This window comes from Rhizobium sp. SYY.PMSO (assembly GCF_046840415.1).
Lineage (GTDB): Bacteria > Pseudomonadota > Alphaproteobacteria > Rhizobiales > Rhizobiaceae > Rhizobium.
In genome coordinates this window covers 2,528,312-2,542,521 of sequence record NZ_CP177349.1, presented here as the reverse complement: position 1 = coordinate 2,542,521, position 14,210 = coordinate 2,528,312, and the positions used below count along the sequence as shown (strand labels likewise).

Below are 14,210 nucleotides of genomic sequence, written 5' to 3'. Positions count from 1 at the left end.
ATGCGATGAGCGTTCCGTGATGGAAGGTCGTCGCTCTTCATGCCTTCAGCGCTTCGAGCCCTTCCGTTACCGTCGTCAGGGCGATTTCCTGAACCTCGTAGGCGGCGACGCCGTGGATGGTGAAAGGGTCGGCGGCGACATAGGCTTCCAGCTCGGCTTTCTCGCCGCGCGCGAAGATGATGCCGCCGGTGCGCGGCACCTTGCGGCCGGAGGCGAGGAACCAGCCCCTGGCATAGCCTTCCTTCACCCAGGCCATATGCGGCTCCATGTGCTTGTCGGCTTCGTCATTGCCCTTGAGGTAGGTCAGCGAAAGAATGAACATCCATCAATTCCATATGAGTTGCGCGCGGATCAGGCCGCGCAGGGAGTTTCCGACGTAAAGGGGGCGGTCTTTCAGGTCGTCGAGCCGGATGCGGCCAACCCGAGCCTTGCGCCGGCAAATGAGCTCGGTGCGCAGGACGCCGGCAAGAAGGCCGGCGGAAATAGGCGGGGTGCGCAGCGTGTCCGGGCCGTCTTCGAGGAAGACAGAGGTAATCGTGCCTTCGCAAACCTCGTCCTTCTCGTTGAGCAGCAGCACCTCGTCCGCCTCGTCGGGCCGGTATTCCGCACGCGCCGCCTCATAGACCGCGCGGCGCGTGGTCTTGACGCGCAGCAGTCTGTCGGAGGAATCGAGACGGGTCGCGGCGATGCGGACGCGCCAGACGGTGTCTGGCGGCAGCGGGACAAAGGGCGCCGTCGTCACCTGCGTTTGCCCCTCGCGATCCAGAGTGAGCCGAACTCTCAAGGGGGCGGAAGCGCCGGCGACTGCCTGCTCCAGCTCCCCAAGCACATTCTTCGGGGTTGCAAAGCCGAGGCGGCGGGCAGAGCGCTGCAGCCGGGCAAGATGCAGGCGCAGGCGGACGAAGCCGGCTTCCGGCTCGTAGCGTAGCGTCTCGATCAGAGAAAAATCCTCTACCGGTCGATCCATCGGTCCCCCACGGCGAAGCGCGCCTTGAGGAGGCATTCCTCATATTCCGCTTCCGCCGTCGAATCGAAGACGATGCCTCCGCCGACATTGAACACCGCGCGGCCGTCTTCGAAAAGCGTGATCGTGCGGATCGCCACCGAAAAACGCATGGCGCCGCTCGGAGAGACCATGCCGATCGCGCCGCAATAAGCGTCGCGCGGATTGTCCTCCAGCTCATGCAGGATTTCCATCGCCCGCATTTTCGGCGCGCCTGTTATCGAGCCGCAGGGAAAGAGCGCTGCAAGGATATCGCCGATCGATACGCCGGGAAGCAGCTTCGCCTGCACATGGCTGACCATCTGGTGCAGGGTGGGATAGGTCTCGATCTCGAACAGCTTGGGGACGTCGAGCGTTCCCACTTCGGTGATGCGCGAGATGTCGTTGCGCAAGAGGTCGACGATCATGCGGTTTTCGGCCTGCGTCTTCTCATCGGCGAGCATGGCGGCAATGATGGCGTCATCCTCGGCGGCATTGGCTCCGCGCTTGGCCGTGCCCTTCATCGGATGCGTCTCGATCCAGCCGTCTTCGTCGGTGCGGAAGAAGAGTTCCGGCGAGCGCGACAGGATGATCGGGCCGCCGAGATCGACGAGTGCGCCGTATTTCACCGGTTGCCGCTCGATCAGCGACCAGAAGGCGGCGCGCGGGTCGCCGTTCCAGCGGGCATGGATCGGCATGGTGAGGTTCGCCTGATAGCAATCGCCCAGGCGCAGATGCCGGTGCAGCCTGCCGAAGCGCTCGCGATAGGTCTCGAAATTCCAGGCGGCTTTCGGCTCCGTCAGGAACTCCTGGTTCTCCGGACGCTGGGCCGGCTGCCCAAGCGGATCGTCATCCGATGCGGGGGCATCGAAAACGCCGAAGCAGAGCAGGGGTGTCTCCCTGTTTTCCTCGGCGAAGGATGCGAGCTTTTCCTCGAAAAGGTGCCCGGCCTCATAGGCCATATAGCCGGCCAGCCACTGTCCTCGCCGCCTGGCCCTTTCCATGCGGTCGAGCGCGTGGAAGAACTCAGCGCGCGTGCGAGCTGTGATGATCTCGACCGGTTCGGCAAAGATCATCACCTGTCCGGTGCTGTCGTCCCTGAAAAGGACGTAGGGTATGGCGTCGGCCATGCGCGGGTGTCTATCGGGTCGTTGTTATGTTGCGTTGTTATGTCGATTTTCAGGCTGGTTATGCGTGCCGTAGCCAGGCGCCCGGCCCCTCACCCTAGCCTCTCCCCGCAGGCGGGGAGAGGGGACCAATCCGGCATTTGCCGTGCCATTCGTGCCCAAATGATGCGAAGGCTGCAGCCGCGGCTCCCTCTCCCCGCGTCGGCGGGGAGAGGGCTGGGGTGAGGGGCCATGCGCGAGCTCGCGGCAATGGCAGACGTGCCTGACCTGCTCCTGCGAGCAGACTGAATTTCAATTCTTATCCAACGCTTCCAGCTCGTCGATCAGTCCTTCGATCATCGACAGCCCCTTGCTCCAGAACGACGGATCGGTCGCGTCGAGGCCGAACGGCTTCAGAAGTTCGGAATGATGCTTGGTGCCGCCTGCCTTCAGCAGCTCGAAATACTTCTCCTGGAAACCCTTTTCGGCGTTGCGGTAGACCGCATAGAGCGAGTTCACCAGGCAATCCCCGAAGGCATAGGCGTAGACGTAGAAGGGTGAATGGATGAAATGGGGGATATAGGCCCAGTAGGTCTCGTAGCCCTCGGAAATCTTGATGGCCGGGCCTAAGCTCTCCTCCTGCACCGAGAGCCACAGCGCGCCGATATCGTCCGATGTCAGCTCGCCATTCTTGCGGGCGGTGTGCACCTTGCGCTCGAATTCGTAGAAGGCGATCTGGCGCACGACCGTATTGATCATGTCCTCGACCTTCTGGGCGAGCATCGCCTTGCGCTCGCGCTTGTCGGTGGTCTTGTCGAGCAGGGCGCGGAAGGTCAGCATCTCGCCGAAGACGGAGGCGGTCTCGGCCAAAGTCAGCGGCGTCTGGCACATCAGCGCGCCCTGGCCGCCGGCCAGCACCTGATGGACGCCGTGGCCAAGCTCATGGGCCAGGGTCATGACGTCGCGCGGCTTGCCCATGTAGTTGACCAGCACGTAAGGGTGAGCCGACGGTACGGTCGGATGCGCGAAGGCGCCCGGCGCCTTGCCGGGGCGCACCGGGGCGTCGATCCATTCCTCGTCGAAGAAGCGTTTGGCGATCGCAGCCATTTCCGGGGCGAAATTGCCGTAGGCCGAAAGCACCGTGTCTTTCGCATCCGTCCAGGGGATCAGCGCCGTGGGCGTTTCCGGCAGCGGCGCATTGCGGTCCCAGAAATTCATCTGCTCCATGCCGAGCCACTTGGCCTTCATCTTGTAATAGCGATGCGACAGCCGCGGATAGGCGTCGCGCACGGCGGCGGCCAGCGCATCCACCACCTCGCGCTCGACGCGGTTGGCCAGATGCCTCGAGTCGGCGATATCCTCAAAGCCGCGCCAGCGGTCGGCGATTTCCTTGTCCTTGGCGAGCGTATTGGTGATGAGCGTGAAGGTGCGCAGGTTGGCCCTGAAGGTTTCGGCAAGTGCCATGGCCGCCTTGCGGCGCGCTTCCGGGTCCTGCTCCTGCAGCATGTTCAGCGCGACTTCCAGCGGCTGCTTCTCGCCGTCGATCTCGAAGCGCAACTCCGCCATCGTCTCGTCGAACAGGCGGTTGAAGGCGGCGGCACTGGTCATGGATTTTTCCAGGAACAGCTGCTCCAGCTTGTCGTCGAGCTGATGCGGCTTGTCCTTGCGCAGGTCGACGATCCACGGGCGATAGTGGCCGGCGGCGGGGTCGTTCGTCATGCAGGCATCCATCACCGCGTCGTCGATGCGGTTGAGCTCCAGCGGGAAGAACAGCAGATGCGCGGCCTGGTCCGTCAGCTTCGCCTGGACGTCGCCGTAGAGCTTGCCGTTGGCCGGATCGATGGTGTTGGAGAAGTAGGTGAGCCCGGCGAACGAGCCGAGACGGCCCATGATATCGTCCAGCGCCTCATATTCCCTGATGGCCGCGCCGATGCCGGCGTCGCCCGATTTGGCCGTCGCGTCGGTAAGCTTGCCCTTCCACTTCTCCTCGAAAGCGATGGCCATCCTGCCGGCCTTTTCCATGTCTTCGAGGAAGGCCGGCGACGTCGCGGATGGATAGAGATCGCTGAGCTTCCAGGCAGGCAGGTCTCCGAGCGCGCTGCCGGCGGCCTGGCTCGCGGAAAAATTAAGGGATCGAAGGAGCGAGGTCGGGCTCATGGGCGATATTTCCTCTGCTTTTATTGTTCGGAACGTCCGATCCGTTCGTGTCTATTCGGCTGGAAAGCCTGCCGCAAGGCCTGATTTTCCTGCGCTGACGGTTGATTCATATGCGATTTTACATTCGTCATAATGATTAAAATGCGATGATTTGGCAAAACTTCATGTTCAAGCCTTTCTGCGAGTGTTCGCTTCAGGTTTCGCATGAAGTGAGGCACCAATGACCGTTTCCAATAGCGCCAAGGGGGGCGCGCAGATTCTCGTTGTTGAGGATGATCCGATTCAACGCCGTCTGCTGAAAAATGCCATAGAGCGGCACGGACACGTTGCCCATCTGGCGGAGAATGGCCGTCTCGGCCTTGAGTTTCTGAAGCGCGGCAACGATCAGGTCAACGTGATCGTGCTCGACCTGATGATGCCGGAAATGAACGGCATCGAATTCCTGGGCGCGCTGAACGACATGGGCATCGATTTGCCCGTTATCGTTCAAACGGGGCAGGGCGGTATCGATACCGTGGTGCAGGCCATGCGGGCCGGTGCCTTCGATTTCGTGGTCAAGCCGGTGTCGCCGGAGCGCATCGCGGCTTCGATCGCCAATGCGCTGAAGCTCGATCAGCGCGAGGCGAAGGCCCGCGCCGGACGCAAGTCGCGCTCCAGCACCATCACCTTCGACGACATCGTCTCGGCAAGCCCGGCGATGATGCGTGTGATCGATCTGGCCCATCGCGCCGCGCAATCGAATATTCCCGTCGTGCTGGAAGGCGAATCGGGTGTCGGCAAGGAACTGGTGGCCCGCGCCATCCAGGCCGCCAGCGACCGTGCCGGCAAGCCGTTCGTGACCGTCAACTGCGGTGCTATCCCGCACAATCTGGTCGAAAGCATCCTCTTCGGACATGAAAAGGGCGCGTTCACGGGTGCGACCGAGCGTCACATCGGCAAGTTCATGGAAGCGGATGGCGGCACGCTGTTCCTCGACGAGATCGGCGACCTGCCGCTGGAAGTCCAGGTCAAGCTGCTGCGCGCCGTGCAGCAGGGCGAGATCGAGACCGTCGGCGCGCGCGTTGCGCAGAAGGTCAATGTCCGGCTGATTTCGGCTACCAACAAGGATCTGATCGAAGAGGTGAAGGCGGGGCGGTTCCGTGAGGATCTCTACTATCGCCTCAACGTCTTCCCGATCACCATGCCCGCCCTGCGCCGCCGCAAGGAAGACATCCCGCATCTGGCGCGCGCCTTTGCCGACCGGTTTGCGCTCGAGCAGAAGCTCGACCATCCGCTTGGCATCAGCAACGGCGCGCTGGCGCTGCTGACGGCCTACGACTGGCCGGGCAATATCCGCCAGCTCGAGAATGCGATCTTCCGGGCGGTCGTCCTGTCCGAAGGACCGGAGCTGCTCGATGCCGATTTCCCGCAGATCGCCGCGCAGCTGCCCGGCTATTTCGCCGGCGAGCATCCGACCTTAGTTGTGGATAATTCGCATGGTCATTCAGCGGAGGCTCTTGCCGCCGAAAGGGCCGAGCGCGCCGGACACATCGCTTCGCATGGGGTGGCTACAACCTCTCCGCTTCCGGCCGGCGATGAGTCCGCGCTGGCTTCCGACAATGTCATCGTCAGCACCAACACGGCCGGCGATGTCAGGAAACTGGCGGATGTCGAGGAGGAATTGATCCGATTCGCCCTGAAATTCTATCGCGGGCAGATGAGCCAGGTGGCCAGAAAACTCGGCATCGGCCGCTCAACTCTCTATCGCAAGTTGAAGGATTATGGTATCGACCCGGACGACCCGCAAAAAAGCGCTGCATGAGCGAATGCTTAACGTTTAGGCAAGCATATTTTGTTACCCGTCGTAAAGCACTTGTTAGTGCATCGTTCACCATGTATGAAGAGGGCGATCATGTGTGGCATTTTTGCCATCGTGTCACCGCAATTGACAGCCATTTGGAACACGATGCGACATTGTCTGTCGGACGGGGATCGAATTGCCGAATTTGAGTGGAAATACCAAGCCTAAAAGCTTGAGCTGGCATTCTGCGTGCTCTGACTTATTTCGCAAGGTGGCCAAGGTAGCAGCCGTTGGCCTCCTTGCTTTGGCCGTTTCTACTCCTGTTTTCGTCGGCACGCCGTCCCAGGCGGGCGGCGAGACCCGCAGCCTCAAGATCTATTACGTCCATACCGGCGAAAAGGCCGTCATCACCTACAAGCGCAACGGCAAGTTCGATCCGGATGGCCTGGAGAAGCTGAATCGCATCCTGCGCGACTGGCGCAAGAATCAGCCGACCAAGATGAATCCGCGCTTGTTCGACCTGATCTGGGAAGTCTACCGCGAAAGCGGCTCGCACGAATTCATCTACGTGATCTGCGGTTTCCGTTCGCCCGGCACCAACGAGATGCTGCGCACCCGCTCCGCCCATACCGGCGTTGCCAAGAAGAGCCAGCACATGCTCGGCAACGCGATGGATTTCTACATTCCTGACGTCAAGCTCACCAAGCTGCGCGAAATCGGCATGAAGCTGCAGGTCGGCGGCGTCGGCTATTATCCGACCTCCGGCTCGCCTTTCGTCCACATGGACGTCGGCGGCGTGCGCGCATGGCCGCGCATGGACCGCCAGGATCTCGTCCGTCTGTTCCCGGACGGCAAGACGATGCATATTCCGGCCGATGGCCGCCCGCTGCCGGGCTACCAGGAAGCCGTGGCGGACTACAAGCGCCGCATGTCCTCCGACAATATCCAGATCGCCAGCTCGTCCTCGCCGCGCCGCGGCTTCTTTGCTCGCCTGTTTGGCGGCGGCGGTGCTGACGAGGAAGAAGACAATGCCGACAACGGCACGACGACGGCGCCGGTGGCTGTCGCTTCGGCGGCCCGTAAGGGCCAGCCGGCTCCGGTCGCCAGCGACGATGGCGACGACAGCGCGGCTGAGGCTCCCGCCCAGGTTCGTGTCGCGAGCGTAAACGCACCCGTTCCACAGGTTCGGCCCGCTTTCGGCAATCAGCCTGCCGGCAGCGACGTTGCTTCCGCTCTCGTCTCGCCGCCTCGCAATGCTGCTCAGGACGCGCTTGCGGCCGCCATGCCGAATACGGACGACCAGCCGCAATATGCCGATCTCCGTTCCTATCATGTGCCGGTGCCGTCCTTGCTTGATCGCCGTTCGCCCGGAGATGCCGAAGTGGCTTCGGCCGAGGCCGACATGAGAGGCCAGCTGACCGCCGTTCCCGTGCCCGCACAGCGCCCCGAACTTGCAGAAAGCCTTCTCGCTTCCGCCGATGCCGATCAGGAGGCGATGGACGATCAGGCCGATGCAGGTACGCTTTCGCCGTCCATCGTCGCGGCGCTGGAGCAGAGCCGGCCCGATCGATCGGATGCGAACGGTGCGGTTCCGTTGAGCCCATCGACGAATAACGTCGCCTCCAAGGACCAGCTTGCGCCTGTGAACGGTAACGATGCGGCGCAGGCGATTGCGGCGGTCCTGCCGCAGCAGAGGCCGGCCCAGCAGATGCCGATGCAGGTGGCTGCACTGGCGCCGATCCGCAACGAAGTGAGGGCCAGCACCCATCGCTTCAATGACAGCTTCGAAACGGCAGCGCCGCAAGAGCGCGCGATTGCCGCGGGCATCGCGACCAAGGGCGGCCGGCCGAGCAGGCAGGATGCCGCCGAGGCCGATGCCGGCCGGGCTACGGTGACGACCGCGCCGAAGCTGACGGAGAAGATGATTTCGCAGTGGGCAATCGCAAAGGCCCGCGTCGAGATCGGGAATCGCCCGGTCAAGGCGCCGCGCTTCGTAAGCCCGACGCTGCGTGCCCAGCCGACCGCCGTGTATACGGACGGCTTCAAGGTACAGACGGCATCGATCGATCCTGAACGCTTCAGCGGGACTGCGGTGAATTTCCTTCAGGTGAAGAAATTCAATTCGGTCGAATAGGTTCGCAACCGCACTTATCGTCATTTTTTTGGAGCCCGCCCCGGGCTCCTTTTTATTGGTCGCATGGGCCGACTGGCGTTCCGCCCACCCTTCCCGAATGCGGCGGCAGGCTGATTTTCAGAAACTCTTGCGGGAAGATTGTCGATCGAAACGCCTGTTGATTGGGGGTGCCATCGCGGCCCGGCTTTCAAGCCACGGCCAACGTTGCGCTTCGCCGGCCCGTTTTCATTCAGTTTGGCTTCATCCGGCTCCATTAGAGCAACTCCAGGAAAAGTGCGCAGCGGTTTTCCGTTCGGAGTTGCGTCAAAATAAAGAGATAAAGCGGTTCCGAGATGTCGTGAAAAGCTGAACCGCTTTAGAGCAACTCCAGGAAAAGTGCGCCGCGGTTTTCCGCCCGGAATCGCTTGAAAAATAAAGGGATGAGGACAGGGCGTTTTCGCGATTCGAAGAAAAGCGGAAGGGCCCCGGGCCGACACTCCCGGACTGAACGGATATCCGCATTTGACCCGCAAGACGGCAATTATCGTTGGCAATGGCAAGCTGCAGCGCGATCTCTCTCAGATCGTGGACAGCGCCGAATTTACGATGCGCTTCAATGAGCCGAAAACATCCATCGGCATGAGCGGGTCGCGCACGGATATTCTGATGCTGGCGGCCTCCAGCAAGCCGATGCAACGGCGATTGACGGATTCGGCCTTCCTGACCAGCGCCACCTTCAAGGCCGCCCGGGAGGTGGTGCTTGCCTATCATCCCGATATCATCCGACTGTATCATCCCAAGCCCAATTTCCTGTCTCGCCTGAAAGGCAGGAGAAGCGACTGGACGATGCGGACGATCGAATTGGTCGGCGCTGCCGGCAAGGAGATCCGCATCATGCCGCCGCAATTCTATATCGAGGGCTGTGCGGAACTCGGTGTGACCGAAAGCCGGATGTGCCAGCTCTTTCCAAGCACCGGCTTTTTCGGCATCCGCTATGCCCTGTCGCAATTGCCCGCCGACGAATGGGACGTGAAACTTTGCGGCTTCAGCTGGGAGGGATGGAAACGTCATGCCTGGCTGGACGAGCGCCGCTGGGTCGCCGACAGGATCGCGAGCGGACGCATCAGCCTGCTGATATAGCTCCCTTAGTTGCCGGGATCGGTTGAAAACAACCGTTTTCAGTTTCGCCTCAGGTTTGCCTAAGCTCGCTTTCATTCACGGTTGCTAGAGCCTCGCGAATTGTGACCCGAGGTATTCCCGATGCAAACCTACGAATTCAGTCCGTCTTCGGCGATGCCGCTCGAGCGATCTCTTACGGGATTCGAGTTCGATCACGCGCCCGGCTCGATGGCTGCCGGCCTGGATCAACCGAGCCAGCCGGTCATTCGCGGTTTCATCATCCATCTGGATCGCGCCCGCGATCGCCTGCCCCAGGTCGAGCGACTCGCCGCCAAGCTCCCCGTGCCCTCGCAGATCGTCGAGGCAGTCGATGGCCGCGCCCTGGCTGCCGCCGACATCGAACGCATCTATCGCCCCCGGCTGCAAAAACCGTACTATCCGTTTGCAATGAGCACGGGCGAGATTGCCTGTTTCCTCTCGCATAGAAAGGCTTGGGCCGCCATCGTCGAGCAGGGTATCGATGCCGGCCTCGTCTTCGAGGATGACGTGGAGATCGACGATACGTTTCACGCGGCCTTTGCCGCGGCCAGGATCTGTCTTAAGCCGGGCTCGTTCATCCGCTTTCCGTTTCGCATGGGCAAGGAACATGGAAAGTGCGTTCTCGCCCAGGGCGAGACCACCGTCATCCAGCCGCGACGCGTCGGTCTGGGCATGGTGGCTCAGCTTGTCAGCCGCGACGCCGCGATTCGCCTGCTGGAGGCGACATCGGTCTTCGACCGGCCCGTCGATACGACCGTGCAAATGAGCTGGTTTACCCGCGTCTCTCCGCTCGCGGTGCTGCCGGGCGGGGTCCGGGAAATTTCCGGGGAGCTCGGCGGCAGCACCATCAAGAGCCGCAAGACATTGGCGGAAAGGCTCGCCAGAGAGCTTTTGCGGCCGCTCTATCGCGCGCAAATCGCTTTTCGCTCGCACCGCATCATCTGAGCGAACCATCGTGGCTGTTCCTATCCTCGCATATCATCAGGTCGCGGTGCCGCCGTCGCGCTCGGCGCCGTACAGAAGCATGGTCGTCCATCCCGCAGCCTTCCGTCGTCAGATGAATTGGCTGAAAAGGCTTGGAATTCAGGGCCTGTCGCTGCGTGAGGCGATGCCCTATGTCAGGGGTGAAAAGACCGGCAAGGTCGCCGCCATCACCTTCGACGACAGCTATGCCAACGTCTATGAAAATGCCTTGCCGGTGCTGCAGGAATTCGGCTTCACCGCCACGAATTTCGTCGTGGTGAACCAGATCGGCGGCAGCAATGTCTGGGATGCCGCGCTCGGCGTCGCGCCTGCGCCTTGCATGTCGCTCGAACAATTGCGCCGATGGCATGGCCTGGGCCACGAGGTCGGATCGCACACGCTCGACCATGTTCGCCTGCCGCAATTGCCGATGGAAGAGGCGCGCCGTCAGATCACGCTTTCGCGCGAGCTTCTGGAAGACCTGCTCGATGAAGGCGTCTCTTCCTTTTGCTTCCCTTATGGCGACGAAACGCCGCTCGATCGCGTGCTGACCTACGAGGCGGGCTATAGCGTTGCGACGACCACGCGGCGCGGGCGAGCCCGGGCTGGCGACGATCCGTTCGGCCTGCCACGCGCGACCGTGCGGCGTAACGACAGCTGGCTGCATTTCCTCAAGAAATGCGTCGTCGGATAGCCGGCGGCGTCCTTACGGCTGCTTGTTCGTCGTGGGATTCGTGACGGGATGGCCGCTTTTGTCGATGAGGGTGAAGGAGGCTCGGCCATGGTCCTGCGCGCTCGCCGCCGGCGGCATGAGGGTCCATGTGAAATAGGCGATCAGGCCGCAGACACCGAGCAGCAAGACGGTCAGGATCGCCGGGATGGACCATTCCCGTGCGAACATCGGCGTATCCCGGCGGGCTTTGAAGGAGACGCGGCGCCCGGCGGCGGTCTTATTGAGCTGTGTCGGCATTTTCGCCTCCGAGAATATGAGTTTTGCCGTGTTGCTTGTGGTCGGGCGTCTTTTCAGCGGCGCTGACAGTGGCCGGATGACGGGCAAGGCCGGCGGACATCGGCGAGACGGCGCACGGAGCGCGCACAAGCCATTGCGTTGTTGCGAAGATCCGCTTTTGCACGATCTCTCCCCATTGTCTGTCCGAATGAAGCACGGTTTGTCCGGATGAAGCACGTACGACATTCGCCGTTTCAGCTCAATGCGGCAATTTGGTATGGCCCTCGCCGTGCCCGTTTACACGTCGCGTCGAGGTCGGCTACAGATGCTTGTGAGCGTGCACGCTGGCGGATTGGCGGCTCTCATATCGCCCATTCGCCGTGCGCTCTCCGGCGCGAAAAGGAACTGGAATGCCCATCGAGTCCTGGAAAGGCGGCGAGATCGACGTTGCCGTCATCGGCGCGGGTGCCGCCGGTGTGGCTGCGGCCCGGCAATTGCAGCTGCTTCGACCCGATCTTTCGATCCTGCTGCTCGAAGCCTCCGATCGCGTCGGCGGCCGTGCCCGGTCGATCCATCCCTTCGGGCCGGATGGAGCCGCGCTCGATCTCGGCTGCGGCTGGCTGCATGGTGCGCGTACCAACGCCTGGACGGAGATTGCGGGGGAGGTCGGTCTGACCGTCGACCGTACGCCCGCGCCCTGGAGCGATGGCGGTCATCGACTGGAGCAGGACACACCCGAGGCACAGGCTGCCGCCGCGGCCGTCAACGACTTTTTCGAGCGCGTCGATGATTATGACGGCAAAGAGGACGCGGATCTGTCCGTGATGGTGTCGCCGGCCGATCCGTGGAGCGAGAGGATTTACGCGGTCGGCGCATTCATGACCGGCGGAGAGCTCGACAGGTCCTCGGTGATCGATCTTGGCCGCTACGATCCCGGTCCCGGCCCCGACTGGCGAGTGCGGCAGGGCTACGGAACGCTGGTGGCCACTTACGGCCGGCCGGTGCCGACCGTTCTTGGCGTGGAAGTCAGCCGTATCGACCATAGCGGCGCCGACCATATCGTGCTTTCGACAGGAAAGGGTGAATTGCGGGCAAAGGCTGCGATCGTTACCGTCTCCACCAATGTCCTGGCTGGCGAACGCATCGCCTTCCAGCCGCCGCTGCCGGAGAAGATCGAGGCGGCTTCACGCCTTCCGCTTGGGCTGGCAAACAAGCTGTTCATTCGCACTGCCGAGCCGGCGATGTTTCCGGAGGACACGCACGTCATGGGTTCGCAGCACAGCCGCCGGACAGGCGCCTATCAGCTGAAGCCGTTCGGCGCGCCTGTCATCGAAGCCTATTTCGCCGCCGATCTCGCGCTCGATCTGGAGCGGCAGGGTATCGATGCCATGTTCGATTTCTCGGTGGATCAGCTGAAGCGCGTCTTCGGCTCGGATGTCGGCGTGAAACTGTCGCCCCTCGTCATGTCGGCCTGGGCGGGCGAGTCCTTTGTCGGCGGCTCCTATTCCTACGCGACGCCGGGCGCCTCGGATCTGCGCGGGGTGTTGGCGGCTCCTTGCGACGATCGTCTGTTCTTTGCCGGAGAGGCCTGTTCGCGGGCGCGCTACTCGACGGCGCACGGCGCCTATGAAAGCGGCGTCGCAGCCGCGGAAGCGGTCGCGAAAGCGCTGTGATGGAGGCCCGATCAGCGGAATGGGGCGCTTCCGGGCGAGAAATAGCGATTTGCCTCGCAAATTTATTGAAAATCACTCTTAAACTTGCGCAGGAACAGGCGTAAACGCAATCAAATACCACCCGATTTGATTTACACCATCCTTCGGGAGATGGGCGGCGAAAACCGCGACAAATGAAGCATTGGAGGAGCCATGAGCAACGGCGACACGTTAACCTTCCACATCCAGAAAAACCCCAATCCCGCGACGGCCAGCGAGCGGGAAGCGCTGCTGCAAAATCCGGGCTTCGGCCGCGTCTTCACCGATCACATGGTGACGATTCGCTATTCGCAGGACCGCGGCTGGCACGATGCCAGGATCGAGGCGCGCAAGGCGCTGGCTCTCGATCCGGCGACCGTCGTGCTTCATTATGCGCAGGAAATCTTCGAAGGCATGAAGGCCTATCACCTGCCTGATGGCGGCGCGGCCCTCTTCCGCCCGAGCGCCAATGCGCGGCGCTTCCACAATTCGGCCGAGCGGCTGGCCATGCCGACCTTGCCGGAAAGCATTTTCGTCGAGTCCGTCCGCGAACTCGTCAAGATCGATCGCGAGTGGATTCCGACCGCCGAGGGATCGTCGCTCTATCTCCGCCCCTTCATGATCGGCTCGGAATCCGCGCTCGGTACGAGGCCGGCCACGGATTACCTTTTCTGCGTCATCGCCTCTCCCGTCGCGTCTTATTTCAAGGGCGGCGCATCGGCCGTGACGCTCTGGGTCTCGGAAAACTACACCCGCGCCGCTCCCGGTGGCACCGGTGCCGCCAAGTGCGGCGGCAACTATGCCGCAAGCCTTTCCGCGCTCGCCGAAGGCCAGCGTGAAGGCTGCGATCAGGTCGTCTTCCTCGATGCCGTCGAAAAGCGCTGGATCGAGGAACTCGGCGGCATGAACATCTTCTTCGTCTTCGACGACGGCTCGCTGCAGACGCCGCCGCTGACGGGCACGATCCTGCCGGGCATCACCCGCGATTCGCTGATCAAGCTCGGCCGCGACACGGGCCTGACCGTTCGCGAGGAGCCTTATTCGATCGAGCAATGGCAGGCGGATGCCGAAAGCGGCCGCCTGCGCGAAGCATTCGCCTGCGGCACGGCTGCGGTGGTGACGCCGATCGGCAAGGTGAAGGGCCGCAAGCACAACTTTACGATCGGCGACGGCAATGCCGGGGCGACCACCCTCCGCCTCAAGGCTGCGTTGACGGACATCCAGTTCGGCCGCGCGCCGGACAAGAACGAGTGGCTCGACCGGCTGTTCTGAGCGGAACGCAGCCTGATCCGCGTCAGGCTCTGACCGGAT

General features: G+C 62.3%; 11 protein-coding genes and 2 pseudogenes. 8 read left to right on the top strand and 5 right to left on the bottom strand.

Going from position 1 to position 14,210, the window contains the following annotated elements; genetic code table 11:
- Positions 1–37: 37 nt before the first annotated feature.
- The 4 genes from ACJJVH_RS12465 to ACJJVH_RS12450 all read right to left on the bottom strand — a co-directional run bounded on the left by ACJJVH_RS12465 (position 38) and on the right by ACJJVH_RS12450 (position 4,245).
- A complete protein-coding gene (locus ACJJVH_RS12465; protein ID WP_113356272.1) occupies positions 38–322 on the bottom strand; it encodes a YciI family protein in 285 nt (94 codons plus the stop codon).
- Between the two features lie 3 nt (positions 323–325).
- Entirely contained in the window at positions 326–967 is a 642-nt protein-coding gene (locus ACJJVH_RS12460; RefSeq protein ID WP_412064068.1) for an aminotransferase class IV family protein, read from the bottom strand.
- On the bottom strand, positions 952–2,112 hold the full coding sequence (locus tag ACJJVH_RS12455) for an aminodeoxychorismate synthase component I (RefSeq protein ID WP_412064067.1): 1,161 nt from the start codon (positions 2,110–2,112) through the stop codon (positions 952–954). The genes ACJJVH_RS12460 and ACJJVH_RS12455 overlap by 16 nt, the downstream gene beginning before the upstream one ends.
- Before the next feature lie 288 nt (positions 2,113–2,400).
- Positions 2,401–4,245, bottom strand: coding sequence for a M3 family oligoendopeptidase (locus ACJJVH_RS12450; protein WP_412064066.1), 1,845 nt, complete (start codon positions 4,243–4,245; stop codon positions 2,401–2,403).
- Positions 4,246–4,465: 220 nt separating this feature from the next.
- Here ACJJVH_RS12450 and ACJJVH_RS12445 point away from each other — a divergent pair.
- From ACJJVH_RS12445 to ACJJVH_RS12420, 6 genes and pseudogenes are all read left to right on the top strand, one after another.
- Positions 4,466–5,717: pseudogene (locus tag ACJJVH_RS12445) on the top strand (sigma-54-dependent transcriptional regulator); the annotation flags it as partial.
- 116 nt (positions 5,718–5,833) lie between these two features.
- Positions 5,834–6,046 (top strand): annotated as a pseudogene (locus ACJJVH_RS12440) (helix-turn-helix domain-containing protein); the annotation flags it as partial.
- Between the two features lie 175 nt (positions 6,047–6,221).
- Positions 6,222–8,159 (top strand): DUF882 domain-containing protein, encoded by a 1,938-nt coding sequence (locus ACJJVH_RS12435; protein WP_112800705.1) that lies wholly within the window; start codon positions 6,222–6,224, stop codon positions 8,157–8,159.
- Between the two features lie 501 nt (positions 8,160–8,660).
- Complete coding sequence (locus ACJJVH_RS12430; protein WP_412064065.1) at positions 8,661–9,278, top strand: hypothetical protein; 618 nt, start codon at positions 8,661–8,663, stop codon at positions 9,276–9,278.
- Between the two features lie 207 nt (positions 9,279–9,485).
- Complete coding sequence (locus ACJJVH_RS12425) at positions 9,486–10,241, top strand: glycosyltransferase family 25 protein (RefSeq protein WP_412065163.1); 756 nt, start codon at positions 9,486–9,488, stop codon at positions 10,239–10,241.
- 10 nt (positions 10,242–10,251) lie between these two features.
- Positions 10,252–10,953 carry a polysaccharide deacetylase family protein gene (locus ACJJVH_RS12420; RefSeq protein WP_412064064.1) on the top strand — a complete coding sequence of 234 codons (702 nt, stop codon included), beginning with the start codon at positions 10,252–10,254 and terminating at the stop codon, positions 10,951–10,953.
- A gap of 12 nt (positions 10,954–10,965) precedes the next feature.
- On the opposite strand, the gene ACJJVH_RS12415 is transcribed toward ACJJVH_RS12420, so the two are convergent.
- Positions 10,966–11,229 carry a hypothetical protein gene (locus ACJJVH_RS12415; RefSeq protein WP_412064063.1) on the bottom strand — a complete coding sequence of 88 codons (264 nt, stop codon included), beginning with the start codon at positions 11,227–11,229 and terminating at the stop codon, positions 10,966–10,968.
- 389 nt (positions 11,230–11,618) lie between these two features.
- Here ACJJVH_RS12415 and ACJJVH_RS12410 point away from each other — a divergent pair, with 389 nt between their 5' ends.
- Positions 11,619–12,881 carry a flavin monoamine oxidase family protein gene (locus tag ACJJVH_RS12410; RefSeq protein WP_412064062.1) on the top strand — a complete coding sequence of 421 codons (1,263 nt, stop codon included), beginning with the start codon at positions 11,619–11,621 and terminating at the stop codon, positions 12,879–12,881.
- Positions 12,882–13,073: 192 nt separating this feature from the next.
- A complete protein-coding gene (locus tag ACJJVH_RS12405) occupies positions 13,074–14,171 on the top strand; it encodes a branched-chain amino acid aminotransferase (protein WP_113356282.1) in 1,098 nt (365 codons plus the stop codon).
- Positions 14,172–14,210 lie beyond the last annotated feature (39 nt).

What these genes read in the sequence shown, in the direction of transcription:
- ACJJVH_RS12465 (WP_113356272.1), bottom strand. Translation starts at nt 322, where the DNA reads ATGTTCATTCTTTCGCTGACCTACCTCAAGGGCAATGACGAAGCCGAC.
- ACJJVH_RS12460 (WP_412064068.1), bottom strand. Translation starts at nt 967, where the DNA reads ATGGATCGACCGGTAGAGGATTTTTCTCTGATCGAGACGCTACGCTAC.
- ACJJVH_RS12455 (WP_412064067.1), bottom strand. Translation starts at nt 2,112, where the DNA reads ATGGCCGACGCCATACCCTACGTCCTTTTCAGGGACGACAGCACCGGA.
- ACJJVH_RS12450 (WP_412064066.1), bottom strand. Translation starts at nt 4,245, where the DNA reads ATGAGCCCGACCTCGCTCCTTCGATCCCTTAATTTTTCCGCGAGCCAG.
- ACJJVH_RS12425 (WP_412065163.1), top strand. Translation starts at nt 9,486, where the DNA reads ATGGCTGCCGGCCTGGATCAACCGAGCCAGCCGGTCATTCGCGGTTTC.
- ACJJVH_RS12415 (WP_412064063.1), bottom strand. Translation starts at nt 11,229, where the DNA reads ATGCCGACACAGCTCAATAAGACCGCCGCCGGGCGCCGCGTCTCCTTC.
- ACJJVH_RS12410 (WP_412064062.1), top strand. Translation starts at nt 11,619, where the DNA reads ATGCCCATCGAGTCCTGGAAAGGCGGCGAGATCGACGTTGCCGTCATC.
- ACJJVH_RS12405 (WP_113356282.1), top strand. Translation starts at nt 13,074, where the DNA reads ATGAGCAACGGCGACACGTTAACCTTCCACATCCAGAAAAACCCCAAT.